Source organism: Pseudoalteromonas sp. T1lg10, from assembly GCF_002964545.1.
In the GTDB taxonomy this organism is placed as follows: Bacteria; Pseudomonadota; Gammaproteobacteria; order Enterobacterales; family Alteromonadaceae; genus Pseudoalteromonas.
In genome coordinates, this window is the sequence record NZ_PQBV01000018.1 from 173,414 (window position 1) to 199,973 (window position 26,560).

The 26,560-nt window shown below is 47.9% G+C and carries 25 protein-coding genes; 16 read left to right on the top strand and 9 right to left on the bottom strand.

Translation table 11 applies throughout. The features are described from left to right. Positions 1 to 9 precede the first annotated feature (9 nt). The 9 genes from pstA to C2M17_RS07105 all read left to right on the top strand — a co-directional run bounded on the left by pstA (position 10) and on the right by C2M17_RS07105 (position 8,710). Positions 10 to 1,659 carry a phosphate ABC transporter permease PstA gene (gene pstA, locus C2M17_RS07065; RefSeq protein ID WP_105200132.1) on the top strand — a complete coding sequence of 550 codons (1,650 nt, stop codon included), beginning with the start codon at positions 10 to 12 and terminating at the stop codon, positions 1,657 to 1,659. Between the two features lie 29 nt (positions 1,660 to 1,688). Continuing rightward, positions 1,689 to 2,513, top strand: a complete 825-nt coding sequence (gene pstB, locus C2M17_RS07070; protein WP_105200133.1) for a phosphate ABC transporter ATP-binding protein PstB — start codon at positions 1,689 to 1,691, stop codon at positions 2,511 to 2,513. Between the two features lie 59 nt (positions 2,514 to 2,572). Further along, complete coding sequence (gene phoU, locus C2M17_RS07075; protein ID WP_105200134.1) at positions 2,573 to 3,274, top strand: phosphate signaling complex protein PhoU; 702 nt, start codon at positions 2,573 to 2,575, stop codon at positions 3,272 to 3,274. Positions 3,275 to 3,538: 264 nt separating this feature from the next. Next, the gene (locus C2M17_RS07080) at positions 3,539 to 4,216 is read left to right on the top strand and encodes a TIGR00153 family protein (RefSeq protein ID WP_105200135.1); all 678 of its coding nucleotides are present in this window, start codon (positions 3,539 to 3,541) and stop codon (positions 4,214 to 4,216) included. Positions 4,217 to 4,288: 72 nt separating this feature from the next. Then, complete coding sequence (locus C2M17_RS07085) at positions 4,289 to 5,557, top strand: inorganic phosphate transporter (protein WP_105200136.1); 1,269 nt, start codon at positions 4,289 to 4,291, stop codon at positions 5,555 to 5,557. 99 nt (positions 5,558 to 5,656) lie between these two features. Then, positions 5,657 to 6,571: a hydrogen peroxide-inducible genes activator gene (locus tag C2M17_RS07090; protein ID WP_105200299.1), complete on the top strand. Its 915-nt coding sequence runs from the start codon at positions 5,657 to 5,659 to the stop codon at positions 6,569 to 6,571. A gap of 117 nt (positions 6,572 to 6,688) precedes the next feature. After that, a complete protein-coding gene (locus tag C2M17_RS07095) occupies positions 6,689 to 7,240 on the top strand; it encodes an RNA polymerase sigma factor (protein ID WP_105200300.1) in 552 nt (183 codons plus the stop codon). Further along, positions 7,221 to 7,829, top strand: a complete 609-nt coding sequence (locus C2M17_RS07100; protein WP_158683992.1) for a hypothetical protein — start codon at positions 7,221 to 7,223, stop codon at positions 7,827 to 7,829. The genes C2M17_RS07095 and C2M17_RS07100 overlap by 20 nt, the downstream gene beginning before the upstream one ends. Further along, positions 7,826 to 8,710 carry a hypothetical protein gene (locus tag C2M17_RS07105; RefSeq protein ID WP_233997930.1) on the top strand — a complete coding sequence of 295 codons (885 nt, stop codon included), beginning with the start codon at positions 7,826 to 7,828 and terminating at the stop codon, positions 8,708 to 8,710. The genes C2M17_RS07100 and C2M17_RS07105 overlap by 4 nt, the downstream gene beginning before the upstream one ends. Before the next feature lie 158 nt (positions 8,711 to 8,868). Here C2M17_RS07105 and C2M17_RS07110 read toward each other — a convergent pair whose 3' ends face one another. After that, positions 8,869 to 9,072 (bottom strand): hypothetical protein, encoded by a 204-nt coding sequence (locus C2M17_RS07110; protein WP_105200139.1) that lies wholly within the window; start codon positions 9,070 to 9,072, stop codon positions 8,869 to 8,871. A gap of 468 nt (positions 9,073 to 9,540) precedes the next feature. Here C2M17_RS07110 and queA point away from each other — a divergent pair, with 468 nt between their 5' ends. The 7 genes from queA (at position 9,541) to C2M17_RS07145 (ending at position 18,208) form a co-directional block, all read left to right on the top strand. After that, entirely contained in the window at positions 9,541 to 10,578 is a 1,038-nt protein-coding gene (gene queA / locus C2M17_RS07115) for a tRNA preQ1(34) S-adenosylmethionine ribosyltransferase-isomerase QueA (protein WP_105200140.1), read from the top strand. A gap of 346 nt (positions 10,579 to 10,924) precedes the next feature. Further along, positions 10,925 to 12,049, top strand: a complete 1,125-nt coding sequence (gene tgt, locus C2M17_RS07120; protein ID WP_105200141.1) for a tRNA guanosine(34) transglycosylase Tgt — start codon at positions 10,925 to 10,927, stop codon at positions 12,047 to 12,049. A gap of 79 nt (positions 12,050 to 12,128) precedes the next feature. After that, positions 12,129 to 12,467 carry a preprotein translocase subunit YajC gene (gene yajC / locus C2M17_RS07125; RefSeq protein ID WP_105200142.1) on the top strand — a complete coding sequence of 113 codons (339 nt, stop codon included), beginning with the start codon at positions 12,129 to 12,131 and terminating at the stop codon, positions 12,465 to 12,467. A 13-nt stretch (positions 12,468 to 12,480) separates the two neighbouring features. Then, positions 12,481 to 14,340: a protein translocase subunit SecD gene (gene secD, locus C2M17_RS07130; protein WP_105200143.1), complete on the top strand. Its 1,860-nt coding sequence runs from the start codon at positions 12,481 to 12,483 to the stop codon at positions 14,338 to 14,340. A gap of 12 nt (positions 14,341 to 14,352) precedes the next feature. Continuing rightward, positions 14,353 to 15,297, top strand: coding sequence for a protein translocase subunit SecF (secF, locus tag C2M17_RS07135; RefSeq protein ID WP_105200144.1), 945 nt, complete (start codon positions 14,353 to 14,355; stop codon positions 15,295 to 15,297). A 217-nt stretch (positions 15,298 to 15,514) separates the two neighbouring features. Then, on the top strand, positions 15,515 to 17,314 hold the full coding sequence (locus C2M17_RS07140) for a bifunctional diguanylate cyclase/phosphodiesterase (RefSeq protein ID WP_105200301.1): 1,800 nt from the start codon (positions 15,515 to 15,517) through the stop codon (positions 17,312 to 17,314). Between the two features lie 129 nt (positions 17,315 to 17,443). Beyond that, on the top strand, positions 17,444 to 18,208 hold the full coding sequence (locus tag C2M17_RS07145) for a DUF2884 family protein (protein ID WP_105200145.1): 765 nt from the start codon (positions 17,444 to 17,446) through the stop codon (positions 18,206 to 18,208). Between the two features lie 179 nt (positions 18,209 to 18,387). Here the strand turns inward: C2M17_RS07145 and yacG are convergent, their stop codons facing one another. The 8 genes from yacG to C2M17_RS07185 all read right to left on the bottom strand — a co-directional run bounded on the left by yacG (position 18,388) and on the right by C2M17_RS07185 (position 26,450). Then, positions 18,388 to 18,627, bottom strand: coding sequence for a DNA gyrase inhibitor YacG (gene yacG / locus C2M17_RS07150; protein WP_105200146.1), 240 nt, complete (start codon positions 18,625 to 18,627; stop codon positions 18,388 to 18,390). Between the two features lie 84 nt (positions 18,628 to 18,711). Continuing rightward, complete coding sequence (pilB, locus tag C2M17_RS07155) at positions 18,712 to 20,388, bottom strand: type IV-A pilus assembly ATPase PilB (RefSeq protein ID WP_105200147.1); 1,677 nt, start codon at positions 20,386 to 20,388, stop codon at positions 18,712 to 18,714. A 74-nt stretch (positions 20,389 to 20,462) separates the two neighbouring features. Beyond that, positions 20,463 to 21,098 (bottom strand): dephospho-CoA kinase, encoded by a 636-nt coding sequence (coaE, locus tag C2M17_RS07160; RefSeq protein ID WP_105200148.1) that lies wholly within the window; start codon positions 21,096 to 21,098, stop codon positions 20,463 to 20,465. Beyond that, positions 21,091 to 21,981, bottom strand: coding sequence for a prepilin peptidase (locus C2M17_RS07165; RefSeq protein WP_199776001.1), 891 nt, complete (start codon positions 21,979 to 21,981; stop codon positions 21,091 to 21,093). The genes coaE and C2M17_RS07165 overlap by 8 nt, the downstream gene beginning before the upstream one ends. 10 nt (positions 21,982 to 21,991) lie before the next feature. After that, positions 21,992 to 23,005: a type II secretion system F family protein gene (locus tag C2M17_RS07170; RefSeq protein WP_442792599.1), complete on the bottom strand. Its 1,014-nt coding sequence runs from the start codon at positions 23,003 to 23,005 to the stop codon at positions 21,992 to 21,994. Between the two features lie 309 nt (positions 23,006 to 23,314). Beyond that, positions 23,315 to 25,009 carry a type IV-A pilus assembly ATPase PilB gene (gene pilB / locus C2M17_RS07175; RefSeq protein ID WP_105200149.1) on the bottom strand — a complete coding sequence of 565 codons (1,695 nt, stop codon included), beginning with the start codon at positions 25,007 to 25,009 and terminating at the stop codon, positions 23,315 to 23,317. Between the two features lie 41 nt (positions 25,010 to 25,050). Next, complete coding sequence (locus C2M17_RS07180) at positions 25,051 to 25,899, bottom strand: sterol desaturase family protein (protein ID WP_105200150.1); 849 nt, start codon at positions 25,897 to 25,899, stop codon at positions 25,051 to 25,053. An 80-nt stretch (positions 25,900 to 25,979) separates the two neighbouring features. Next, complete coding sequence (locus tag C2M17_RS07185; RefSeq protein ID WP_105200151.1) at positions 25,980 to 26,450, bottom strand: pilin; 471 nt, start codon at positions 26,448 to 26,450, stop codon at positions 25,980 to 25,982. Positions 26,451 to 26,560: the final 110 nt, after the last annotated feature.

Genomic DNA, 26,560 nt, shown 5'->3' on the forward strand with positions numbered 1-26,560 from the left:
AGAAACGACATGATAAGACAGTGGTTTAAGTCTGGTTCTCCTTGGATTTGGATGACCGGTGGTGCGGTAAGCATCAGTTTGATTTCGGTAATCGGCCTGCTGGCCTTGATCGCATGGCGTGGTCTGGGCTTCTTCTGGGCCTCACCGGTACACGAGTTTCATATTCAGGGCTCGGTAGAGCAGCACACGGTAATAGGTGAAATCTATGACCACGAAGTTGTGCCGGCCAGCCGCGTACGCCAAGCGGGCGTAGACTTGGGTGACTTCCAGGGGGAAGAACTAACCCGTTACCTGATCAAAACCGGTAACCGTGAATATGTGGAGTTGGATTTCCGTTGGATTTTGGAAACCGACATCCAAAGCCAATCGACGCCCCATAACCTGGCCGTGTTCGAACGTTCTAAAAACGGTAACTTCTATGGTTATATCGAACAGGTGATCGAAAACGGTCAGCCGGTTCAAGGCGACCTGGAAGAAAAACTGGAAGAGCTGGTAGAGCGTGCGGTAGACCTGAATGAACAGGCACTGGACCTGCAAAATGGCGACATTGGCCATATTAACTACGAGCTTGAGCGCCTGCGTTTAAAAGAGCGTGGCTATGAGCTTGATAACGAGTTGACTCACGAGCGTGCCGCTGAGCTTGAAGCCCAACGTAAGGCCTTGCGTGAACAGTATAAAGAGCTGGAAAAAACACTTTTCCAACTGCGTGATGACGCCAAGCGCGATCAGGTTGTAGTAAAAGACATGCGCGGTGAGCTGGTAACCCTGCCACTGTATCAGGTGCTGGATTTCTGGTTGCCGAACGACATGGGCTTCTTCGCCAAGGTGGGTCATTACTTCGGCCAGTTGGGCAAGTTTATTTCTGACGACCCTCGCGAAGCGAACACTGAGGGCGGGGTATTCCCAGCCATCTTCGGTACCGTATTTATGGTTATGCTAATGGCAGTGATTGTGACTCCATTTGGTGTGGTTGCAGCCATTTACCTGCACGAATATGCGGCGAAGAATGCGGTAACCAAGATGATCCGTATCGCGGTAATCAACCTGGCCGGTGTACCTTCGATTGTATACGGTGTATTCGGTCTTGGTTTCTTCGTTTACATGCTCGGTGGCAGCATCGACCAATTGTTCTACCCGGAAGCGTCGCCAAGCCCGGTATTTGGTACTCCTGGTGTGATCTGGTCGGCATTGACACTGGCTATTTTGACTCTGCCTGTGGTTATCGTATCAACCGAAGAAGGTTTATCACGTATTCCAAGTCAGGTGCGTCAGGGCTCATTGGCTCTGGGTGCCACCAAGGCTGAAACCCTGTGGCGCATCGTGGTGCCTATGGCCAGCCCGGCCATTATGACGGGTCTGATCCTAGCGGTGGCCCGTGCGGCCGGTGAGGTTGCACCTCTGATGCTGGTGGGTGTAGTGAAAATGGCACCAACTCTGCCACTGGATGGTAACTTCCCTTATGTGCACTTAGATCGTAAATTTATGCACTTGGGTTTCCATATTTATGATGTAGGCTTCCAAAGCCCGAACGTAGAAGCTGCGCGCCCACTGGTCTATGCAACTGCATTCCTGCTGGTCACAGTGATTATTGCTCTGAACATCACGGCAATTGGTATTCGTAACCATTTGCGTGAGAAGTTCCGCGCGCTAGACAACTAATGTAAAGAATTGAGATAGGTAAAAACGTTATGATTACAGTTGCAACCGAAGTAAACGCAGCAAACACGCACAAGTTGGATCTAACCAATCTGACCCCAGAGCAAACAGCGTTACAGATTAAAAACCTCGATCTTTACTACGGCGAGAAGCAAGCACTGGCAAATGTCAGCATGGATATCCCCAAAGGTCAGGTAACCGCATTTATCGGTCCATCTGGCTGTGGTAAGTCGACGCTATTGCGTTGTATTAACCGCATGAATGATCTGGTTGATACCTGTCGTATCGAAGGTCAAATCCTGCTGCACGGCGAAAATATTTACGACAAGCGTGTCGATGTTGCGGCCCTGCGCCGTAACGTCGGCATGGTGTTCCAGCGTCCTAACCCCTTCCCTAAGTCGATTTATGAGAACGTGGTTTATGGCCTGCGCCTACAGGGCATTAAAGACAAGCGTAAGCTTGATGAAGTGGTGGAAAAATCCCTGCGCGGTGCGGCCTTGTGGGATGAAGTTAAAGACCGACTGCACGACAGTGCCTTTGGTCTGTCAGGTGGTCAGCAGCAGCGTCTGGTGATTGCCCGTTCAATCGCGATTGAACCTGAAGTTTTGCTTCTGGATGAGCCGACCTCGGCACTTGACCCAATTTCAACCTTGGTTATCGAAGAGCTGATCAGCGATCTAAAAGATAAATACACTGTGGTAATAGTTACACACAACATGCAACAGGCAGCCCGTGTGTCAGACCAAACCGCATTTATGTATATGGGTGAGCTAATTGAGTATGCAGATACCAATACCTTGTTCACCACGCCAAGTAAAAAGAAAACCGAAGACTATATCACTGGTCGTTACGGTTAAGCTGTGATGGGCGTAGCAATGCTTGCTATCATTATTAGGTAAGAATTAAGAAGGCCATTATGGAACACAATATTAATAAGCATATCTCCGGTAAATTTAACGAAGAGCTGGAAAATGTGCGCAATCATGTACTAAGCATGGGTGGTTTGGTTGAGCAGCAACTAAACAGTGCCTTAGACGCCGTAGCCAAAGGCGACGGCGAACTGGCGAAGAAGGTAAAAGAAAACGATTACCGTGTTAACGCCATGGAAGTGAACATAGATGAAGAGTGCACGCGCATCATCGCCAAGCGTCAGCCGGCGGCGAGCGATTTACGCCTGGTTGTTGCCATCGCCAAAACCATTGCCGATCTAGAGCGTATCGGCGATGAAGCCGAGCGTATCGCCAAAGTAGCCTTGGATTCTTTCACCAAGGATCAGCAGGGCTTGCTGGCGAACATGGAAAACATGGGTCGCCTGGTGTCAAAAATGCTGCACGATGTGCTTGATGCTTTTGCCCGTATGGATGCACAAAAAGCGTTTGAAGTGCACAAGGCCGATGAAAAGGTCGACCGTGAATACGAAGCCCTGACGCGTCAGATCATGACCTACATGATGGAAGATCCGCGTTCAATTCCGCGTGTAATGGAGCTGATCTGGTCGGTACGTTCACTGGAGCGCATTGGTGATCGTTGTCAGAATATTTCTGAGTACGTAATCTACTTTGTTAAGGGTAAAGATATTCGCCACGTATCACAGGATATGATTGCGAAGACCATCTAACCGGTAGCAAGATGTAAGGGCAAAAGGACTTTTGCCCTTTTTTATGTTCATATTTTTCGCCGTCTTGGAGTTGGCAAAACATTGATGAATTGAGCATGAAAATTCATGCGTTCGGGTGATTAATAAGGTAAAATCACGCCCGAAGCATAAAGATGCAAATCGAAAATAAATTGACACTGGTAGCGATTATAGGAGCCATCCTAAGACGTTTCCGTGACTTATTTATGACGATTTTATTGCAAACTAAGATTCAAAGGGTCAATTATGCCTAGTAATGCGTTTTTAGGGGTTTTTGCAAAATCACCTATTAAACCAATCGAAGATCATATAAAAAAGGTGCACAAAGCCAGCGCCATGCTTATTCCATTTTTTGAACATGTGTTTAAAAAAGAGTGGCATGAAGCGGAAGAGTTACGCCTTAAAATTCGCTCACTTGAACGTGAAGCGGACGAGTTAAAACGTGAAATCCGTCTTAACTTGCCTCGTGGTTTGTTCCTTCCAGTTGAGCGTACCGACCTACTTGAGCTGATCACTCATCAGGATAAGATTGCTAATAAGGCAAAAGATATTGCCGGTCGTGTTGTTGGTCGTGAGATGACAATCCCAGAGACCATTCAAAAAGACTTTTTGCAATATTTATCCCGCTGCGTGGATGCAACTAAACAAGCATCAAAGGCAATTAACGAGCTAGACGAGTTATTGGAAACCGGTTTTCGCGGTCGCGAAGTTGTGCTGGTGGAAAAAATGCTGGTTGAGCTTGATGCCATTGAGCAAGACACGGACGACATGCAAATCAGATTGCGTCATGAATTACGTCGCATCGAAGACACGATGAACCCAGTTGATGTGATGTTCTTATACAAGATCATCGAATGGGTGGGTGATTTAGCAGATATCGCTGAACGAGTTGGTGCTCGTTTAGAAGTGCTGTTAGCCCGTTAACATTGCCCGGATTTAACTCAGTGAAAGGTACAGAGTTAAATCACACAAAGTTAAAAAAATAAGGTTTTTCTGATGGATATTATTTCGTCCTACGGTACCCTGTTAGTGCTTGTTGCCGCAGCGGTAGGTTTCTTCATGGCTTATGGTATCGGTGCAAACGATGTAGCCAACGCCATGGGTACTTCTGTGGGCTCTAAAGCCCTAACGATCAAACAAGCAATCGTCATTGCGATGATTTTCGAATTTGCCGGTGCCTACTTGGCTGGCGGTGAAGTAACATCAACGATCCGTAAAGGTATTATTGATGCCGCCCCATTTGCTGATATCCCTGAACTTATGGTTCTGGGTATGATTGCCGCGCTCTTTGCCGCGGGTAGCTGGTTATTAATTGCCTCTTTCCTGGGCTGGCCTGTTTCAACAACTCACTCAATCATTGGCGCCATCATAGGTTTTGCCCTGGTTGCCGTGGGTAGTGAAGCGATTCAGTGGACTAAGGTTGCAGGCATAGTCGGTAGCTGGATTGTCACCCCGGCGATCTCTGGTTTTATCGCTTATCTTATCTTTATGAGCGCGCAAAAGCTGATTTTCGATACCGAAAAGCCGCTTGAGAATGCCAAGCGTTTCGTGCCTATGTATATGGGTCTTGCCGGTTTCGTAATGTCTCTTGTGACTATCAAAAAAGGCTTAAAGCACATAGGCATTAACTTGGGTGCAGTGGAAGGTTATATGCTTTCTATCGGTATCGCCGTTGTTATTGCCATTATCGGTAAAATCGTTATTCAACGTATGAAGATGGACCCTAAAGCCGACAAGAAAATGCAGTTCAACAACGTTGAAAAAGTGTTTGCGGTATTAATGGTTCTGACCGCCTGTTGTATGGCCTTTGCCCACGGCTCAAACGATGTAGCTAACGCCATCGGTCCACTTGCTGCGGTAGTAAATATTGTTGAAAACAATGGTGAAATCGCTAAGAAAGCGGCGCTGGCCTGGTGGATTCTGCCTCTTGGTGGTATTGGTATTGTTGTTGGTCTTGCGCTACTAGGTAAGAAAGTAATTAAAACTATCGGTGAAGGTATCACTCACCTAACGCCTAGCCGTGGTTTTGCTGCCGAGCTTGCCGCTGCTTCTACCGTTGTTATCGCCTCAGGTACAGGTCTGCCTATCTCTACCACGCAAACCCTGGTTGGTGCGGTATTGGGTGTAGGTATGGCCCGAGGTATTGCCGCGCTGAATATGGGCGTAATAAGAAATATCGTTGTTTCTTGGGTAATTACGTTGCCTGTTGGTGCCGCACTTGCTATTGTAATCTTCTACGTATTACGAACAGCATTTGGCGTATAAAGCGTAGGCGCTGAGCGCCTGCCACGACTAAACAGTCTTTTAGCTTGAAAAGATCTCAACGCCCCAGGTGTTGGGGTCTTTTTATTTATGGGCATAAATATGACGAACCTACCCAGTATTAAGCAGCTTCAGTATCTCTTAGCCGTACACCAGCATCAGCATTTCGGCCGCGCCGCCAGCGCCTGTTATATAGGTCAGTCGACCTTAAGTAGCGCCATTCAGAACCTTGAGGAAAACCTTGGGGTGCAGCTCATCGAGCGGGAAAATCGCAGCCTGATGTTTACCGCCATCGGCGAGGAGGTGGTGGAAAAGGCGAAGAAGATCATCGACGACACCATGAGTGTTAAAGAGCTTACTCGCAGTCACTTGCATCCACTTAGTGGCTCGCTCACTATTGGCATTATTCCTACTATTGCCAGTTTTGTGGCTGCGCCGCTGCATTGCTATTGTAAGGCCACCTTTAAAGAGCTGGATCTGGTGCTGGTAGAAGACACCAGTGATAAGTTGCTCGATAAACTCGAGCATGGCCATATAGATATTGCCCTGCTGGCCTTACCTTATGAAACCAGCCGTTTTCATACCCAGATCCTCGCTAAAGATAAGTTTTATCTGGTGCATCATAAGGATTACCAGATTGACTCTGAGGTCGATTACAACCTGCTACCGGAGCACAGTGTCTTCTTGCTTGAGCGAGAGCACTGTATGACGGGGCATGCCCTGAGTGCCTGTAACCTAGAGCGAGCTAGCTGTATTAACCCTTTTGAGGCCAGTAACCTACATACCCTGCTTTCCATGGTGGAGTACAAGCTGGGCGTTACCTTCTTACCGCAAATGGCGCTCAATGCCGGGATTTTAGACTCCAAGCCCTTGCTGGCGGTGAGCTCGGACTCGGATGCCCATCGTGATGTCGGCTTAGTTTGGCGTAAAACCACGGGGCGTATCGGCGACTTCCGTTTGTTCAGTGAAAAGGTCGGCGAATTCCTTCGCACCTGCTGCACGGTTGGCAGTGAATAAATGTCTTGTTGAAAGCGGCTTAGGCCGCTTTTTTTATAAATAAATTTAATTTTTCCAAACTTTTTCCCACTGCCTTGCAACTAACCTAATAACACAATCAATTGATTGCTTAATTACGTGATTTTTAACTCAGAACAACGGCTAATAACAAAAGCACAAAGCGGCAGCAATAAAGCCTGGCTGACCCTGGTGAAACGCCATGAGAAAAGGCTGTATAACCAGTGTCTAAGGTTGCTTCAGCACCCGGACGATGCCCTGGATGTGATGCAGGAAACCTTTATCAGTGCCTATCAAGGTTTGGGTCAATTTAATGGCCAAAGTCAGTTGTATACCTGGTTGTTTCGTATCGCCTATAACAAGTCGGCGGAGCATTTTCGCCGCCACCGCCAGCATCAGAGCCTGGATGAGGTGGCAGAGCCAAGCAGTAATGTCTTGCATATGGAGCGCCCCTTAATGCAGGCGCAACAAAATCAGCGGCTGCTAGCCGAGCTTGCCAGGTTACCCTTTGAGCAAAGGGTGGTGGTGGAGATGAAATTCTTCCAACACTGCACCTTTGAAGAAATTGCGCAGCAGCTGGAGGTATCGGCCAATACGGTTAAAACACGTTTGTATGCGGCTTTGGGTCGATTAAAACCGCAATTGGAGGTTCATGATGGCCAAACAAAATAATCTTGAAGCGCTTTTTGACAGAGCCTTAGATGGCGAGCAGTTGAGTGCGGATGAAATGGCGGCGTTGAGCGGCGATCCTGTGTTTGGCCCCATGCTTAAACAGGCCGAATATTGGCAAGGGGCTACTGAGCAGTTTGCTGCCCAGGATGTTCCTCAAAGCTGGCAAGCTGAGCGGTTATTTCCATTAACGCCGACCTCAAGCCAGTATTTTCCCTGGGTAGCTGCAAGCATTATGAGTTTTGCCATGCTCTTTGGCGGTTACCAGGTGTATGGCACTAATCAGCAGCTGGTGGCGCAAATTCAACAGCAAGAGCAAACCTTAGCCGAGCAAAAACAGCAGATGCAGCAATTGAGCGAGGCCCTGGTGGCACAGTCGCAGTGGCAAAAGGAAGCCTTAGCGGATATAGCCACACAAACTGTGGATATCGCCCGCAGTGAGCGCCAGGATGCGATGGCGACTCTGGTCGATTACATCAATACCCAGCGCGCCCAGGATAATGCTTATTTGCGCATGCAGCTCAATGATATTGCTGAACAAATTGAACAACAGCCGCCTTATAGCACGGCTTACAACACAGAGAGTCAATGATGAAAAAGTACTTTATAGCAAGCGCTGTGGCGCTAGGTGTGGCTTCCTTTACTAATGTTGCGCAGGCCGGTGAGTTTGACCAGGTGCAGCGCCAAATTGGCATAGTGGAAAATATTCTGAGCACGGCGTTAAAGCAGGATCTAGAGCGTCAATCGGTGCAGGTTTCCAGTACCTATTTGGCCGACCAGGGGGTGCTGTATCGAATTCGTCTGGATAATCATTTTGTCTTTGTAACCGAATTTGATGATATGCCCTTGCCGCCGCTGCCGCCTGAGGCCGTGATCACCGCAGATTCGGTGACCATGAATGATGGCCATATGGAATTTGTAAATGGTGAGGTCGTAGGTACAGAGTCCAAGGAAATCATTATTGAGTTGGAAGATATTCGTGAGCAATCGGAGCAAATGCGTGCCAGCGCTGAGCAGCAGAGGGAATTGCGGCATCGTCTTCGCGAGCTTAACCGCGAGCAAAGGGAAGTGAGAATCCAATCCAAGCTTCAGGATGACAATAAGGACCTCACCGAGCAATTGCAGAAAATAGAGCGTGAAATCGTCAAGTTGCGCGAGGAAAAAGATACGCTTGATGCCAAAAACAAGATGCTGGTCAAAGAAGTAAAGGTGAAACGTTTAAAGCAAAAGGAAAAGCAACAACAAGAGCAGCAGGAGCAATTGCAAAAAGCACTCACCAGTGTAGCCCGCAGTCTCTGTGATTATGGTGTCGGGATGCGTGATATCAGCGACGAACAATTTGTAAATGTGCAGTTTAGCCAGGCCCGTAACCAGCATATGGCGGTGTTTAAAAAATCGGATATCAACCGTTGCGTAAGTGGCAAGCTGGATCATAAAAAGCTGCTTAGTAAAGCAAAACAATACGCTTTGTAGACCAGCCTTTGCCGCCATGGATGGCGGTAGTAGAGCAAAGCAGGAGCAATTGTCGATAATCCCGGCAATAGAGCATCACTCTCCCTTTGTCGTTGTAGGTCGGGCTTTTAGCCCGACAAATATGCGGATTCGTTGAAATGTCGGCGCGAAGCACCGACCTAAGGAGTTGTTTTTGAGCCAAACTGATGTTTTTCCAACGCCGGTAGAAACAGCAGGTACACCCAGATCACTAAGTTGAAGTAGGGCACCAGACCCAAGGCCAGAAAGAGCTTAACCGGATAGCCTTTACGTTTGGCATGCATATAACATTGCCCAGCTATAAAGAGGTTGACGCACAAAAGTAGAGTAACTAAAAAAAACATGCCGATTTCCTTTATTTGTAGTCTTCCACACCCCTGAACACAGGCGGTGACGCGGAGTTCCTGAACCAGTAACCTGGTTTGCCACATTCCATTGTTGGGCCATTATTAGTTTTTTTGTTGTGCCACCTTAGTTGGCACGGGTAGCGCATTTACACCAATTGGTATTGGCCGTCTTGCTTGTATCTTTGGCAAATGCACAGATAAGCTCAGACAGACCATGAACTATTCAGTATAGCCAAGCAGTTGCAGAGCAAAAGTAACGCTAGTTAAAAAACAATCAACTTGTGGTTAGTTTGATGTTTTTGCAGCAAATATTTTTTGATTTTCTTCGGGGTATGAAGCGGTCACCCTTTTATGGCAGAACTCTAGCCTGTGGCGAATCCAAAGCTCGGGCTGGTTAGTGTGCTTGATTTCGGATTGGGGAATCACTAGACTTGGCGCGATTTTCAGCACCCTGGAGAGCCCGACATGCGTGTGGCCGATTTTAGTTTTGATTTACCCGAAGAGTTAATTGCCCGTTTTCCACAAAAGGAGCGCAGCCAAAGCCGCTTGCTTAAGGTGGATGGTAACAGCGGTGCGACCTCTCATCATATTTTCAAAGACATTATCGACTTTATCGAGCCTGGCGATCTTTTGGTGTTTAACAATACCAAGGTGATCCCGGCGCGCATGCACGGCAATAAGGCTTCCGGCGGTAAGGTGGAAGTGCTGGTTGAGCGCGTATTGGATGATAAGCGGGTTTTAGCTCATGTGCGCTCGAGCAAGTCACCTAAGCCTGGCACCATGCTGCTGCTTGAAGGCAAAGCAGAAATGGAAATGCTTGGCCGTCAGGGTGAGTTATTCGAACTGGAATTAAAAGGCGAGGGTTCGGTGCTGGAGACCCTGGAACAAATTGGTCATATGCCTTTGCCGCCTTATATCGACCGTCCGGATAACGACGAAGATAAACAGCGTTATCAGACCGTTTACGGTGAAAAACCCGGTGCCGTGGCGGCGCCAACCGCTGGCTTGCACTTTGATGAAGCCCTGATGCAGCAGCTAAAAGACAAGAATGTTGAGATGGCCTTTGTCACCCTGCATGTGGGAGCCGGCACCTTTCAGCCGGTGCGCGTAGAGAGCGTTACCGATCACCATATGCACTCGGAATACATTGAAGTGCCAGAAGAGGTGGTGGCCGCAGTGCAGGCCGCTAAAGCGCGTGGCGGTCGAGTTATCGCCGTGGGTACAACCTCGGTGCGTTCTTTGGAGTCGGCGGCGAAAATCGGTGGCGGCGAGCTTAAAAGCTACTTTGGCGACACGGATATCTTTATCTTCCCCGGCTACCATTTCAATGTGGTCGATGCCATGATCACCAACTTTCACTTGCCAGAGTCCACCCTGATCATGCTGGTCAGCGCCTTCTCGGGGCAAACGCATATTATGGATGCCTACCACGAGGCCATCAAAGAGCGTTATCGCTTTTTCAGTTATGGCGATGCCATGTTCTTAACCAAGCAAACAAGTTAGCTCTAGGTCTTTCATTCCTTGCAGGTCGGGCTTTTAGCCCGACAAGTATGCAAAACTGTCACCTTGTCGGCCTAAAGGCCGACCTACAAACATACACCCCTTGCTGCCTGTAGGTCGGGCTTTCAGCCCGACAAATATGCACAACTGCCACCATGTCGGCCTAAAGGCCAACCTACAAAACGCGAAGCTGCGAGCATAACCTAACCCACCCCCCTTTTATTTTTTCGATTTGCCCCAATTCATAGTATTGCCGTGCCAAAAAAGGTAGAATCGGACGGTTAAATTGCGCCTAAGTTCGCAACAGTTAAGTAGAGTTGGACTGTTTTTCCGACCGATTGAGGTTCATATGAAATTTGAATTAGATACAACCGATGGCAAAGCCCGTCGTGGTCGCTTGATTTTTGACCGTGGTGTAGTGGAAACTCCGGCATTTATGCCCGTGGGTACTTACGGCACGGTAAAAGGCATGACTCCTGAAGAGCTAAAAGGCACGGGAGCGCATATTTGTCTGGGTAATACTTTCCACCTGATGTTGCGCCCGGGCACTGAGATCATCAAACAGCACGGTGATCTGCACGACTTTATGGGCTGGGATAAGCCTATCCTGACCGATTCAGGCGGCTTCCAGGTATTTAGCCTGGGTGCTATGCGTAAAATCTCCGAAGAGGGTGTGTTGTTTAGCTCACCGGTGAACGGCGAGAAAATCATGCTAAGCCCGGAAAAGGCGATGCAAGTGCAGCGCGATCTAGGTTCAGATATTGTGATGATCTTCGATGAATGTACGCCGTATCCTGCAACCGAAAAGCAGGCTAAAGATTCTATGGAGCTGTCGCTGCGCTGGGCAAAACGTTCTAAAGAAGGTCATGGCGACAACCCGTCGGCCTTATTCGGTATTATCCAGGGCGGCATGTATCCAGAGCTGCGTGCGCAATCGCAAGCAGGGTTGGAAGAAATTGGTTTCGACGGTTATGCCCTAGGTGGTTTGTCCGTAGGTGAACCAAAAGAAGACATGATCAACATCCTGGATCACTGTGCCTACAAGATGCCGGAGCAAAAGCCACGTTACCTTATGGGGGTGGGTAAACCGGAAGATATCGTCGAGGCGGTGCGCCGTGGTATCGATATGTTTGACTGTGTTATGCCGACGCGAAATGCCCGTAATGGTCACCTGTTTATTACCGATGGCGTGGTGAAAATCCGCAACGCCGTGCATAAAAAAGATACAGCACCACTTGATAGCGAATGTGATTGCCATACCTGTACTAACTTCTCACGCGCGTATCTGCATCATTTGGATAAGTGTAATGAGATCTTAGGTGCGCGCCTTAACACTATCCATAATTTGCGTTATTACCAACGCCTTATGGAAGGGTTGCGTGAAGCCATTGCCGCAGGAGAGCTTGACGCATTCGTGGCGGACTTTTATGCTCGCCGTAATCTGCCGGTTCCTGAACTTGCTGAAACAGAATAACTGCTGGCCCGCCTTGTGCGGGCTTGCGTATAAATTAAGACATTAAAATTAATAGTTACATACTGAAGGGGAACACCTGATGAGTTTATTTATTGCTAACGCTCATGCCAGCACAGCTGGTGCCGCACCTGCTGGTGGCGGTTATGAAATGCTAATCATGCTGGCCATTTTCGGCTTGGTATTTTATTTCCTGATCTACCGTCCACAGGCTAAGCGTGTAAAAGAGCATAAGAGCCTGATGAGCGCCCTAGCCAAGGGTGATGAAGTCCTTACTCAAGGCGGCCTAGTGGGCAAAATCACTAAGGTAACCGAAGACAAAGACTTCGTAACCATCGCCTTAAACGACCAAGCTGAAGTGACTGTACAGAAAGCCTCAATTTCTGCAGTGCTACCTAAAGGCACCATGAAGTCACTATAAAAAGGAAAGATACGTGTTAAATAAGTATCCTTTATGGAAGTATTTACTCGTGCTTTTAGTGCTTGCGGTAGGGGTGCTATATGCCACCCCTAACATCTATGGTCGCGACCCTGCCATTCAGGTAACGGGCGCCAAAGGTGCCGACGCAGACCTAAGCGCACTAGATACGGTAAATACCATCCTTAGCGAAAATAAAATTGAATCCAAATCGAGCAAGCTCGAAGACGGGCAGATCCTGGTTCGCTTTAAGAACGTAGAAGAACAACTAAAAGCTCAGGACATCTTGCGCGACAACTTAAGTGAAGACTACATCTCAGCCATTAATATGGCGCCGGCACAGCCCGAGTGGTTGAAGTCGATTGGTGGTAATCCAATGAAGCTGGGTCTTGACTTAAGTGGTGGTGTGCATTTCACCATGGAAGTTGACATGGTGACCGCTATGGACAATGCACTGAACCAGATGGAACAGGACTTCCGCTCGGATTTACGTGAAGAAAAGTTACGTTATCGTACCATACGCCGAGTTGCTGGCAGCGACTCGGTGCAGGTAGTTATGCGCAGCGAAGAAGATAAAGGCGCGGCGGAGAAATTCCTGCAAGGCCGTTATCAGGGCTATATGTTTAGCGACGATAGCAACAACGACAGCGGTTTTGTGGTAACCATGAGCGAGCTGCGCATCAAAGAGTTGCGCGATTACGCCATCAAGCAAAACGAAACCATTATTCGTAACCGTATTAACCAAATCGGTGTGGCCGAGCCAAACGTACAGCGCCAAGGTGCTGAGCGTATTATCGTCCAGCTTCCGGGCGTACAAGACACGGCGCGAGCCAAAGAAATCCTGGGTGCTACGGCTACCCTTGAGTTCCGCGAAGTGGATCAAGATGCCGATCCAGGCCTTGCCATGCAGGGTCGTGTGCCGCCGGGCACAGAGATCATCATGGATCGTACGGGTCGTCCCGTGGTGCTTAAAAAGCGCGTGATCTTAGAAGGTAGCCATATTACCGGTGCACAATCGAGCCTGGATGAATACCAGCGTCCGCAGGTAAACATCTCGCTTGACTCCAAAGGCGGCGCCAAGATGGATGCCTTTACTAAACGCGCTATTGGCAAACCTATGGCCACGGTATTTATTGAGTACAAGCCATCCGGTGAAGTGGATGCCAATGGTAAAGCCCTGCCGCCGATCAAGGTGGAAGAGGTTATCAACGTGGCTACCATCCAGGCGCGTTTAAACCGCAGCTTCCGTATTACCGGTCTTGATAGCCCGGCTGAAGCTCATAACCTAAGCTTGCTGCTTCGCGCTGGTGCCCTGGTTGCACCGATTCAAATCGTTGAAGAGCGTACCGTGGGTCCAAGCCTGGGTCAGGAAAACATCGAAGCGGGTATGACAGCGGTTGTGCTTGGTTTTGCCTTTGTGCTTGCCTTTATGTTGCTGTACTACAAGGGTTTCGGCATGGTTGCCAACCTGGCGCTTGCTGCCAACCTGATTATGATTGTCGGTGTTATGTCGATGATCCCTGGCGCCGCTCTAACCTTACCTGGTATTGCCGGTATCGTACTGACAGTAGGTATGGCGGTTGATGCCAACGTACTTATTTTTGAGCGTATCCGTGAAGAGCTGGCCGATGGCCGCAGCCCACAGCAGGCGATTCACTTCGGTTACGACAGCGCCTTTAGCACCATATTTGATGCCAACATCACCACCCTGATTGCCGCGGTTATTCTGTTTGCAGTGGGTACAGGCCCGATTGCCGGCTTCGCGGTAACTCTAGCCATTGGTATTTTGACATCAATGTTTACAGCCATTGTCGGTACCCGTGCGGTGATCAACCTGATCGTTGGCGGCAAACGCATTGAAAAGCTGTCGATATAGGAGCAACTAAGCATGCAATTATTAAAAGTAAAAGGCACCTTGCCATTTATGAAAGCACGCAAATTGGCAATGGGTTTCTCCATCTTGCTGATCTTTGCTTCTGTCGCGTCGTTTTTCGTTAAAGGCCTTAACTTTGGTTTGGATTTCACCGGCGGTACCGCCGTTGAGGTAGGTTTTTCACAACCGGCCGATCTAAGCAATGTGCGTAAAGTACTTGCCGAAAATGGCTTTGCTGAAGCGTCGGTACAGCTATTTGGCTCCAGTAAAGACGTCTTGGTGCGCTTGCCACCTCAGGGTGAAGGCGTAAAGGCCGAGGTGATTGGTAACCAGGTGATGACGGCAATGAAACAAGCGGATGCCGATGCGCAAATGCGTCGTATCGAGTTTGTTGGCCCAAGTGTGGGGGAAGACCTTAAAGAGCAGGGCGGTTTGGCCATGTTAACGGCGCTTATCTGTATCTTGCTTTATGTGGCGATGCGCTTTGAGTGGCGCTTCGCACTGGGTGCGGTATTCGCGCTTTTCCACGATGTGGTGTTAACCATGGGCTTGTTCTCATTACTCGGTCTTGAGTTTGACTTAACCATCTTAGCGGCCATCTTGGCGGTAATAGGTTACTCACTCAACGATACCATAGTTGTATCCGACCGTATTCGTGAGAACTTCCGTAAAGTGCGTACCGATGACACCTTAGAGATCATCGATATTTCATTGACGCAAACTCTGAACCGTACCTTGGTAACCTCAATCACCACCATCTTGGTATTGATTGCCTTGTTCGTATGGGGTGGACAGACCATTCACGGTTTTGCTACGGCATTGCTATTTGGTGTGTTCATCGGTACTTACTCTTCAGTGTACGTTGCCAGTTCGGTAGCCGTGGCGCTAGGTGTGAGTAAAGAGGATTTGATCCCGGTAGAGGTGGAAAAAGAAGGTGCGGACTTAGACGCCATGCCTTAATCGCCTTTCTTGCATTTGTAGTGCGATATAGAGAAAATGCCGCTTTTCAGCGGCATTTTTTTCGCCTGTCGGTCGGCCTATCAGAGCGACAATAGAGCACTAACCCACACTTAAATAAAAAAGGAGAAAAATAAACCTTTTCATATACTTGTCATATTCAAGTGCTACCCTGCGCCACCGTTTGTGCTTTTAGTGTAGTAGGCCGGTGAATACGGACTTGATAGCAGAATTAACCTTGATATTGCGGCAGCGGTCGATCACAACCCTATTTCAGCCTATTTTCGATGTTACGCAGCAGCAAATAATTGGCTATGAGGCCTTGAGCCGAGGCCCTGAAGGCAGTCCCTTGCACGCTCCGGCCGTGTTGTTTCAATGTGCGCAACAGGCGCGTCGGCTCTCCGAATTAGAATTATTATGCCGCGAAACGGCCATTGCCACCTTTGCCAAGCTGGGACTGACAGGTAAGCTGTTTTTAAATGTCAGCCCTAATACTTTGCTTGATCCCGCCCACCCAAAGGGGCAAACGCTACACTTGTTGCGTAAATATGGCCTGGGACCTGAGCAGGTGGTTATTGAGCTCACCGAGCAGGATAAGGTTGAGGATGCTAGGCTATTACGAATAGCGGTGGAACATTATCGCGAGCTTGGTTTTCAAATCGCCATTGATGATTTGGGGGCTGGTTACTCCGGATTAAAGCAATGGTCTGAAATCCGCCCCGAGCTAGTCAAAATAGACAGGTATTTTATCGACCATTGTGATTTTAGTCCCGTCAAACGGGAGTTCTTAAAATCCATTATCGACTTGGCTAAGGCCACCAATACTCGATTGATCGCCGAAGGAATAGAGCGCTTTGAGGAATTTCAACTGCTGACCAGGCTGGGCATAGACAATGTTCAGGGCTACTTGCTGGCCTGCCCAAGCGCACAACCCGAGTGTCACTATCGGCATCATCATATGCCTGAGTCGACATGGAGAGCGGGCCCAGCTCGCCGTGAGCAGGGTTTAAATATAGGTTACTTAGCGCAGGCCAAACAGGCGTTGTGCCAGCAGACCAGCTGCAGTGAGGCGCAAAAAGTATTTGCCGAGGACAATAATGCTTCGTGTGTGGTGGTGTTAGACAGCGAGCGTCGCCCCGTGGGTCTGCTTTATAAAGAGCGGCTTAGTGAGCTGTTTTCGACTCCAGGTGAGCATGCATTTTATGATAGACAAGCTATCAGCGCGGTAATGGAACGCTCGCTTCTTGTGGTTGATGAAAATGATACCTTGGATAGCGTTAGTCATCAGATCACCGATGGCGACCTTGATATTCGTCGTCATATCATTGTCACTCGCGCCCAGCAATACCTGGGAGTGGTGCCACTGCGAATTATCCTCAAGCATATAACCGAGGAAAAGGTGCGTCATGCCCAACATGCCAATCCGCTGACCATGTTGCCCGGGAATATTGCCATCAATGAAGCCATTGAGCAGCGTCTGCATACAGGCAGCTCCTTTACCCTGGCTTATTTTGACCTCAACCATTTTAAGCCCTTTAACGACCTCTATGGTTATGACAATGGCGATGGGGTGATCAAGCTGGTGGCCGAGCTTATTCGTCGCCATACTCAGACAGTTCCCTGTTTTGTTGGTCATATAGGTGGCGATGACTTTATGGTTGTCTTCGACGACCTTCAGGCGCAGGCTATTTGTGCTGCGGTTATCGCTGATTTTGATCGCCTGATCGAGGGCTATTTCAGCACCGAGCATATCAAGGCCAAAGGCTATTGGAGTTGCGACAGGCAGGGAAGGCGTCAGTTTATCCCTTTACTGTCTTTAGCCGTTGGTTTGGTCTCCCCTGATATCAATTGCTGCCATAACGGCCATCAGGTTGCGGCTCTGGCTGCCGATGCGATAAAAGAAGCCAAGTGCCAACTGGGCAGTTATGTATTTTGTTGCCAGCGTCGCAAGCCCGCGGCGCCCTTGTATCGTTTGCATCAGCAAGATGTGAGCGTCCACCGTCATAGTTTGAGAAATTAAAGTGCTCACCTGTCCCTAGTACATAAATTTAGCTGTTTGCTTATGAGCCGCCGTTTGATAATCTGTGCCGCAGTTGAGTCGAGGGTTGTTATGAAGCTGCGCTTTTTAGGGTTTACAGTTGGGTTAATAATGGCATCCATGGATGTGAGTGCACAGGTGTCAGACGAGCACAGCGCGGCACGTGGGCACTGTGATGTAGAGCTGACCCATGGCCTGATCATCACTCAGGACACCATTCGCATTGTTGATAATAACCAAACCCGGGTGCAGATTAACCAGGGCAATCAGCTGCTGGTGCGAGGTCAGTGGATTGAACTCGATGCCAAGGAAACGGAAATTCTTGAGCAATACAATCAAATGATCCGCGATACAGTTCCCGAATTGGTGGAGTTGGCTACCGATGGGGTCAATATCAGCCTGAGCGCCATTGAGAATGTGGTCACAGGCCTTTCCGATAAAGAGCCCGAAGTGCTTAAGGCGCAACTCCTGTATGTGGAGCAGGCGCTGCGCAATAAATTCAAACGAGGCGATGATTTCTTTTATATCGCTCCTCAGTCTCTCTCCAAGCTTGATGACTTCTTTGCTGAGGAAGTATCGAAAAAGATTCATACCGCAATTCAGGGCTCGCTGGGAGCCATGTTGATAGCACTCGGAGATGCCCTCGAATCCCGTGAGGGGAATATTGAGGAACGCATCAGTGATGTGGGCACCCGGATGGAAATTATTACCGCAGAAATCGACAAATCCCTGCAAAAGAAAGCCGAGCAGCTAGCACTGAAATCGGAAGAGTACTGCAACTGCTTGAATATGCTTGATAACACAGAGTCCAAGCTGCAAAAGCTGGTTCCCGAATTAGCCGACTTTGATCTGGTAAAAATTAAATCTGAAATGTAGGTCGGGGTTTGCCGCCATACTTGTAGGTCAGGCTTTAGCCTGACAAGAGAGCAATGCAGGGGCACATTGCCGAAAGCCCGACAATGGAACACCGCTCTTTATTATCGCCTGTAGGTCGGGCTTTCAGCTCGACAATAGAGCATCAATCTTCCTTTGTCGGCGCAGAGCACCGACCTACACTAATCTTTAAAAAAGCTATCTTCGCTTTTTGCCAGCATGGCCTCAATTTCTTCGATAAAGGCACTGGCATCTGCGCTTTGCGGCTCATTGCTCAGGGGCGTGGAAATACTATTTGATTCCGATGACCATTCGCCTAAATCAATAAGTTGGCAGCGTTTGCTGCAAAATGGTCGGTAAGGGCTTTGGGGGCCCCACTCAACGCCTTGCTCACAGGTAGGGCAGTTTACTTTCGCAGGCATCTACACTCGCTCCGCATATTCTTAGATGCGGGCAAGTGTATCTAAGCAGGACGCTAATTGAAAGTTATATACCCTCAGCTCGGGCTACATCAGGGTAACCCGGTTGATTTCGGTGAGAGAGGTAATGCCAGCCGCCGCTTTGCGCAGGCCCGCGCCTCTTAGGGTGGTGAAGCCATCTTGTTTGGCTATGGCGGCGATCTCTATAGAGGTGGCGCCATTCATAATTGCCTGAGAGATCTTCGGACTAATCGGTAACATTTCATAAAGGCCGATACGACCCTTATAACCTTCGGTGCATTCATCGCAGCCAACGGCCCTATACAGGGTCAAGTTAGAGGCTTCCGCTTCGCTGTAGCCTTGCTTTAGTAGCTCGTCCACAGGTAACTGCTCAGGTACTTTGCAGTGCTTGCAAAGTTTTCTGGCCAGGCGCTGTGCTATTACCAAGGTCACCGAGCTGGCGACGTTATAGGCAGGCACGCCCATGTTCATCAGTCGGGTAATGGTTTCCGGCGCTGAATTGGTATGCAGGGTAGAAAGTACCAAGTGGCCTGTTTGTGACGCCTTAATGGCGATTTCCGCGGTTTCCAGGTCACGTATCTCACCTACCATGACCACATCCGGGTCCTGACGCAGGAAGGCGCGCAGGGCGTTGGCAAAGGTCAGGTCGGCTTTGGGGTTAATCTGTACCTGGTTAATACCCTTAACGTTGATTTCCACCGGATCTTCGGCGGTGGAAATATTGCGCTCGGCGGTATTTAAAATACTGAGGCCGGTATACAAGGACACGGTTTTACCCGAGCCGGTAGGGCCGGTGACCAGTATCATGCCCTGAGGTTGGGCTAATGCGTCTAAATAGAGAAGCTTCTGCTCTGGCTCATAGCCCAACACATCAATGCCGAGCAGGGTAGTGGAGCCATCGAGAATACGCATAACGATTTTCTCCCCCCACAATGTCGGCAAGGTGCTGACACGGAAGTCGATTTTCCTATGCTGTGACAGGCTCATTTTAATACGCCCGTCCTGAGGCTTACGCTTTTCGGAAATATCCAGCTTGGCCATCACCTTAATACGGGCGGCGAGGCGGTTTGCTAAATTAAACGGCGGGTGGGCCATTTCATGCAAAACGCCATCGATACGAAAGCGAATACGGTATTCACCATCATAGGGCTCAAAATGTAGATCGGATGCCTCGCGATGAATGGCATCGCGGAGGATTTTATTGATATAGACAATAATGGGGGCATCGTCGTCACTGGTTTCATGATCATCGGCCACATGGCCTTCATCATGTTGAATTTGGCCCAGATCCTTAACGTCCTGCTCGGAGATTTTTAAGGCATGGGTGGCATCGAAAAGGCATTCAATAAGCTTATCTATATGCTGATAATCGCAAAGCACCACATCACATTGCAAACCGGTACTGAACTCGTAGTTTTCAAGTGCGCCGTAATCCGTGGGGTCGGACACCGCCAACATAAGTCTGTTGCCTTTTTTCGCCAGCGGCAGCACGTGGTGACGGCGGATCAAGCGCTCTTTTAGCAGGTTTGTATCTATGCTTTGTTCATCAAACTGACTGAGATCAAAATAGGGGACACGAAAGAGTTCGACACACTGACTTAATAGCTCGTTTTGACTCATATTGCTGCAGCGCACAATCAGTTCGGCGGCGCTGCGACAACGGTCCTGCTCAAGTCTTACCTTGTCATTATCAAGGCGACCCAAGGTTATAAACTTTCGGATCAGAGGAGAGTTGATGTTCATAAAATACCGATATAACGCAAGCTAGATGTAATTATAATAAGCTTAAACAAACTAAGTTATTACAGGTTATATGGTTATTGTTGCTTATCTGCACAAGAATGCAACTTAACTCGCTTTAAATAACTGTAATGGTAGCGCTGCACCTTGCTCTTAAGTGCAGCTAATGTGCCGGAATTACTAATAATATCATCGGCTGTTTTCACTTTATTGCCACGGCTCATTTGTGCGGCAACTATAGCTCGTGCCGCGTCCAATGACAGTTTATCACGTTCGCAGGTGCGCGTTAATTGTAGCTCTAATTGCACATCAATCAATAATGTGCGCTGACAGTGTGTTTCCAGTCCGTTTTCAAACAGCAGCGGCGCTTCTAAAATCACATAGGGGCTTTGCGCTCTTGCCAATTGGTTGAGCATCTCGGTGCGGATAAGCGGATGAAGGAGGTTATTAAGCCAGAGCTTCTCGCTATTATCGCTAAATACGATTTTTCTTAGCTTAGCTCTGTTGAGGGCGCCATTGGTATCGAGTATGCTTTCCCCGTGGCGCTTAACTATGGCATTTAAGGCCGGGCTGCCCGGCTCTACAACCTGGCGGGCAACCAAGTCGGCATCGACAACTTCGATGCCGAGCTCGGCAAAAAATTTGCTGGCGCTGGACTTACCGCTGCCAATGCCACCGGTTAAACCCAAGACCCAGGGATGCGCCTTAACCAAGGATTAAACTCATATAGCTTGCCTGCAACTGCTCGCCCCAAAGCATGGCTATCCAGCCGGCGATGGCAATATAAGGGCCAAAGGGAATAGGGGCTGCTTTATCCCGTCCTTGAATTGTTAGCAGGATAATGCCGAGCACAGCCCCAACCACACTGGAAAGCAGGATAATCATGGGCAGGGCCTGCCAACCAAGCAAGGCGCCAAATACTGCCATTAGCTTAAAGTCGCCATAACCCATGCCTTCCTTGCCGGTTACCAGTTTGAATAACCAGTAAACGCTCCAAAGACTTAAATACCCTGCCGCAGCACCTATAATTGCCTCGCCTGGGGGAATTGTGATGCCCACAACACTGACAATAAGAGCTAACCAGAGTAATGGCAAGGTAATTTGATCCGGCAGCAGCATATGGTCGATATCGATAAAGGTCAGCGCCACTAAACACCAGGTTACGGCAATGTATAAGAGTGCCAGTTCGCTGGCACCCAGTTGCCAGGCAACCACTGTACCTAACAGTGCTGTAATTAGTTCAATGGCGGGATAACGCACCGAAATCGGGTTTTTACAATTGGCACATTTACCGCCGAGCAACAGCCAACTCAGGACGGGAATATTCTGCCAGGGCTTTATCTTGCTCTTACATTTGGGACAGGTAGAACTGGGAGTGAGCAGGTTAAAGGTGCATTGGGGCTCCTGTGTATCGCTCTTCGCTAGTTCATCCGCCAGTAAAAGTCGACATTCACTCTGCCACTGGGTTTGCATCATTTTCGGCAGGCGATAGATGACCACATTTAAAAAACTGCCAATGGCCAGGGACACGAAAAAAGCCGTGGTATAAAAAAACCACGGCTGTGCTTGCATTAAGCTTTGTACTTCTGAAAACATATATTTTCTGTTAACCTACAACATTACCTAGCTGGAAGATAGGTAGATACATTGCAACAATTAAGCCACCCACAAGTATACCAAGCACAACCATAATCATGGGCTCAAGCAGGCTGGAAAGTCCGTCCACCGCATCATCTACTTCCTGCTCATAGATAGTTGCTACCTTGGCAAGCATATCGTCTAATGCACCTGATTCTTCACCTATGGCCACCATTTGAATCACCATGTCGGGGAAAATGTTAGAGTTACGCATAGCCCAGTTCATTGGGTTACCCGAACTCACCTCTGCTTTGATCTCTAGAATGGCATCGCGATAGACCGCATTACCCGAAGCGCCAGCGGCGGAGTCTAGCGCGTCGACTAGTGGCACACCGGCGGCAAAGGTGGTCGATAGGGTGCGGGCATAACGAGCCACCGCCGCCTTATTTAAAATCATACCGATAACGGGGATTTTTAAAATGGCTTTATCTACCTTATCGCTAAAATTCTTATTGTGCATTCGCGCTTGAGAAAAAGCATATCCGCCAACCCCTAACGCTAATAATATTATCCACCAATAGGCCTGCATAAACTCGGAAATACCTATGACCATAAGCGTAAAGGCCGGCAATTCGGCACCGAAGCCATCAAAAATACTCTTAAACTGAGGGACAACAAATACGAGCAATATAGATGTAACTATAATAGCAACGAGTATAACTGCTACTGGGTAAAAAAGTGCCTTTTTAATCTTAGACTTAAGCGCCTCTGCCTTTTCTTTATAAAGAGCAATTCGGTCGAAAATTCTATCCAGGGCACCGGATTGTTCACCTGAAGCAACCAGGTCACAATAAAGGTCATCAAAGTATTTGGGGTGCTTACGCAATGCCAAACTCAGTGGGTGGCCGGCCTTAACCTCTTCCCCTATGTTATTAAGCAAGCTTTTAACGCTATGGTTTTCCGAACCATCGGCAATCATGTCAATGGCTTGCACTAGGGAGACGCCGGCCAAAAGCATTGTCGCTAATTGGCGTGTAAGCACGGCGATATCTTTTGGTGTGATCCGCTTTTGGCCACTCCCGAACAGCGATTTGGGTTTACGCTTAACCTTGGATGGGGTGATCCCTTGCTTGCGCAGCTGCGCTTTAACCAGAGCTATACTTGTGCTGCTAAGCTCCCCTCAAGCTTTTTACCCCGGGAGCTAACCCCCACCCATTGGAAGGTGTCTTGCTGACTTTTTAATTGTTTTGCCATTCTTTTATCCACAATCCTGTTGAACTAGACTAATAGTAACACGATGATTACGTTTCGCTTACTTTTAGTGTAGAGCATAAAGGTTTCAGTTTGTTACCTAGGCATTGGTAACGCGATTTACTTCTACCAAACTGGTTACCCCTTGGGCGACCTTTTTTAAGCCGGATGCGCGCAGGTTATTTACTCCTTCGCTGGCTGCAACTTCGGCGATTTCTAGGGAGTTGCCACCGCGCATAATAATTTCAGCTATTTTCGGGGTAATGGGCATAACCTCATAAATACCTACCCGGCCTTTATAGCCCTCGGTGCATTCATCACAGCCTTTTGCCTTGAAAATAGTAAGTTCAGCTAATTGCTCATAGTTAAAGCCCTGCTTTAGAAGCTCTTCCTGGGGTAATTGTTCCGGTTCTTTACAGTGATTACAAAGGCGTCGCGCTAGGCGCTGGGCGATTATCAGGCTCACCGAGCTAGCTATATTGTATGAGGGCACACCCATATTCATTAATCGGGTCAGAGTTTCCGGCGCCGAGTTGGTATGCAGGGTTGAAAGCACCAGGTGGCCCGTTTGTGCTGCTTTAATGGCGATTTCCGCTGTTTCTAAGTCTCGGATCTCACCCACCATGACCACATCCGGGTCTTGACGCAAGAAGGCGCGCAGGGCATTGGCAAAGGTCATATCTGCACGCATATTAATTTGCACTTGGTTAATGCCTTCCAGGTTGATTTCTACCGGGTCTTCGGCGGTGGAAATATTACGTTCTGCGGTATTGAGTATATTTAAGCCGGTATATAGGGATACGGTTTTACCCGAGCCGGTAGGGCCGGTCACTAAAATCATGCCCTGGGGTTGGGCTAGCGCATCGAGATACAGTTTTTTCTGCTCCGGCTCGTAACCCAGTACATCGATACCCAACATGGCGCTAGAGCTGTCGAGAATACGCATTACGATTTTTTCGCCCCATAGGGTGGGTAGGGTACTGACCCGGAAGTCGATGCTTTTTTTCGCGTTTATTTTTAGCTTAATACGGCCATCCTGAGGCTTACGTTTTTCCGCCAAGTCCATATGAGACATAACCTTAATACGGGCGGCAATACGGCTTTCCAGGTTTACCGGTGGCGATGCGATTTCATGGAGCACGCCATCGACGCGAAAGCGAATACGGTAGCGCTTCTCATAAGGCTCAAAATGTAAGTCCGAAGCACCGCGCTTAATGGCATCCATCAATATCTTATTGATATAAACGATAATGGGGGCGTCGTCTTCTTTGCTGTTGACATCCGTGGTCAGGCTTTTCTTATTGTTACTCTCATCGGATTCAACGCCCTCCAGCTCTTGCATATCCCCATCGCTAAGGCCTAATCCAGAAGTGCTGTCAAAAAGAGTATCAATGGCTTTATCTAGAAGATCATAACGAGCGACTACGGCTTCAGTTTGCATACCGGTATTAAATTCATAGTCTTCAAAGGCGTTAAAATCTGTGGGATCGGCGGTAGCTAAATAGAGGGTTTTCCCCTTAACTGCGATAGGGAGCAGTTTGTGTTTTTTTATGAGTTTTTCATTTAAATATTCTGGTTCAGGAAACGAAGAAGGATCAAATTGTGAGATGTCAATTTGACATACATGGAACATCTGGCTTGCCCTAGCTTGAAGTTGCTCTGGCTTCATATTAGCTATTTTGCAAATTACTTCAGCTAAACTAGAGCCTTGATCACGTTCAAAAGTAGAAAGTGAGGACAAGTCGAAAGCACCTAAATTTGCTAGACGTCTTACTAAGGGGGAATTGGTGTTCATAGCATTATTATTGTCTAATAAGTTTATTTACGTAATGGTATTTATTGGGTGTTACCAGGCTCATTAAAGAGATAGGTGCTACTCATTTTTCTCACATATTTGAAAAATACCTTGAAGGGGTAACCTAGCTGTGAGAGAAAATTGTTAGGTGTATCGTTAAAAGCACCTGTCTTGCTGCATTGATGTTCGGGGCTGTAAAACGTTTTAAAAAGTCTGTCATAGAAAGAAAATACTGAAGCAAAGTTCACGTTAATTGCATTTTTATCTAGAGCATGATGCCAACGATGCATCACAGGTGACACAAAAATCAAACCTAACTTTCCATATGTCCAAGGCAAATTAGCATGTATCAATAATCCGTAAAAGTACCTGAATGTGAAATTTGCAAATATAGCCCAAAAGGGCAGGCCAATAAGAGTAAGTAATAAAGAGTCTATGGCATATGTTGTTAGCCTGTTGAAAGGATGAATTCTCTCTAAAGAAAACCAAGTCATACAGGTATCTGAATGGTGAATAAGATGGAATGGCCAAAACACCTTTGAGTGCTCAAGCCGGTGTCGCCAGTAACCGATAAAATCCCCAAAGACTAAGGCCGCAATTAGTATTAAAATATCAGGCAATTGAGCCCATAATTCAGTTAGCAAAGTTGAACCTTTTAAGCTTGGATCACTAAATATTAATGGGCTTAAGTAGGTAGCAACAGGGAGCATGATAAAAACATTGATTACAAAGAAGCAAAAATTGACAAAAGTATTTTGCATTAAAAGAGCAGGTTTTTTTGGTGAAAAAGACTTATTGATAAGTCTGTGTAGTAGGGCAAAAAAGATGAAAAGAAGAAACAGTTGGGGAATTTGTCTAAGTAAGTGCTCTAAAGAATAATTCAATAACACAAGATACAACCAAATGTTGGGAGGGAGTTACACCCCTAGCTCTTCTTAAGAAGGGCTAGGGGAATATTTTAAATTATGGATTAAAGCGCTGGCGCTGGTGGAGCTGCTGCTGGGCCGCAGTTTTTAGGCTCGTAAGTGGCTTTCCAACCAGTAGCTGAACCAGCTGCTGACGTGCATGACCACATGCCACCAGTAGAACGAGTTAGGGTAATAGTTGCACCATTCACAGCTGCTGAACCGCCTTTAACTGTACATAAAAGTACGTTGGCAGTATCGATGTTTAGTGTGCAGTAGGTGCCACCATCTGCTGTTTGACCGATAAAACCAATATCAGTTTCAGTAAGTGATACGGTTTTGCCTTCATTCATCATCACTTCATATTGAGTTTTAACAGAGGTTACTTCAGCGTGAGCCGAGCCAACTTGAGATTTTGCAGTGTAATCTTGATACGCTGGCAACGCGATGGCTGCAAGAATACCGATGATCGCAACTACGATCATTAATTCGATAAGGGTGAAACCCTGTTGTTTGTTGTGAGTCATTTTTTCCATTTTCCTCTCCTAAAGGATTTTTTGGGCAAAGTTAAGGTAACCAGAGCTACTGCTTTAATCTAGTTTAGCGCCGGTTGGTTTTCAATGTTAATAGCTTTAAATAATTTTAA

Bases quoted from the DNA above. Each gene is read 5' to 3' on its own strand.
- pstA (WP_105200132.1), top strand. From the start codon at position 10: ATGATAAGACAGTGGTTTAAGTCTGGTTCTCCTTGGATTTGGATGACC.
- pstB (WP_105200133.1), top strand. From the start codon at position 1,689: ATGATTACAGTTGCAACCGAAGTAAACGCAGCAAACACGCACAAGTTG.
- phoU (WP_105200134.1), top strand. From the start codon at position 2,573: ATGGAACACAATATTAATAAGCATATCTCCGGTAAATTTAACGAAGAG.
- C2M17_RS07080 (WP_105200135.1), top strand. From the start codon at position 3,539: ATGCCTAGTAATGCGTTTTTAGGGGTTTTTGCAAAATCACCTATTAAA.
- C2M17_RS07085 (WP_105200136.1), top strand. From the start codon at position 4,289: ATGGATATTATTTCGTCCTACGGTACCCTGTTAGTGCTTGTTGCCGCA.
- C2M17_RS07090 (WP_105200299.1), top strand. From the start codon at position 5,657: ATGACGAACCTACCCAGTATTAAGCAGCTTCAGTATCTCTTAGCCGTA.
- C2M17_RS07100 (WP_158683992.1), top strand. From the start codon at position 7,221: ATGATGGCCAAACAAAATAATCTTGAAGCGCTTTTTGACAGAGCCTTA.
- C2M17_RS07105 (WP_233997930.1), top strand. From the start codon at position 7,826: ATGATGAAAAAGTACTTTATAGCAAGCGCTGTGGCGCTAGGTGTGGCT.
- C2M17_RS07110 (WP_105200139.1), bottom strand. From the start codon at position 9,072: ATGTTTTTTTTAGTTACTCTACTTTTGTGCGTCAACCTCTTTATAGCT.
- queA (WP_105200140.1), top strand. From the start codon at position 9,541: ATGCGTGTGGCCGATTTTAGTTTTGATTTACCCGAAGAGTTAATTGCC.
- tgt (WP_105200141.1), top strand. From the start codon at position 10,925: ATGAAATTTGAATTAGATACAACCGATGGCAAAGCCCGTCGTGGTCGC.
- yajC (WP_105200142.1), top strand. From the start codon at position 12,129: ATGAGTTTATTTATTGCTAACGCTCATGCCAGCACAGCTGGTGCCGCA.
- secF (WP_105200144.1), top strand. From the start codon at position 14,353: ATGCAATTATTAAAAGTAAAAGGCACCTTGCCATTTATGAAAGCACGC.
- C2M17_RS07145 (WP_105200145.1), top strand. From the start codon at position 17,444: ATGGCATCCATGGATGTGAGTGCACAGGTGTCAGACGAGCACAGCGCG.
- yacG (WP_105200146.1), bottom strand. From the start codon at position 18,627: ATGCCTGCGAAAGTAAACTGCCCTACCTGTGAGCAAGGCGTTGAGTGG.
- pilB (WP_105200147.1), bottom strand. From the start codon at position 20,388: ATGAACATCAACTCTCCTCTGATCCGAAAGTTTATAACCTTGGGTCGC.
- C2M17_RS07165 (WP_199776001.1), bottom strand. From the start codon at position 21,981: ATGTTTTCAGAAGTACAAAGCTTAATGCAAGCACAGCCGTGGTTTTTT.
- pilB (WP_105200149.1), bottom strand. From the start codon at position 25,009: ATGAACACCAATTCCCCCTTAGTAAGACGTCTAGCAAATTTAGGTGCT.
- C2M17_RS07185 (WP_105200151.1), bottom strand. From the start codon at position 26,450: ATGGAAAAAATGACTCACAACAAACAACAGGGTTTCACCCTTATCGAA.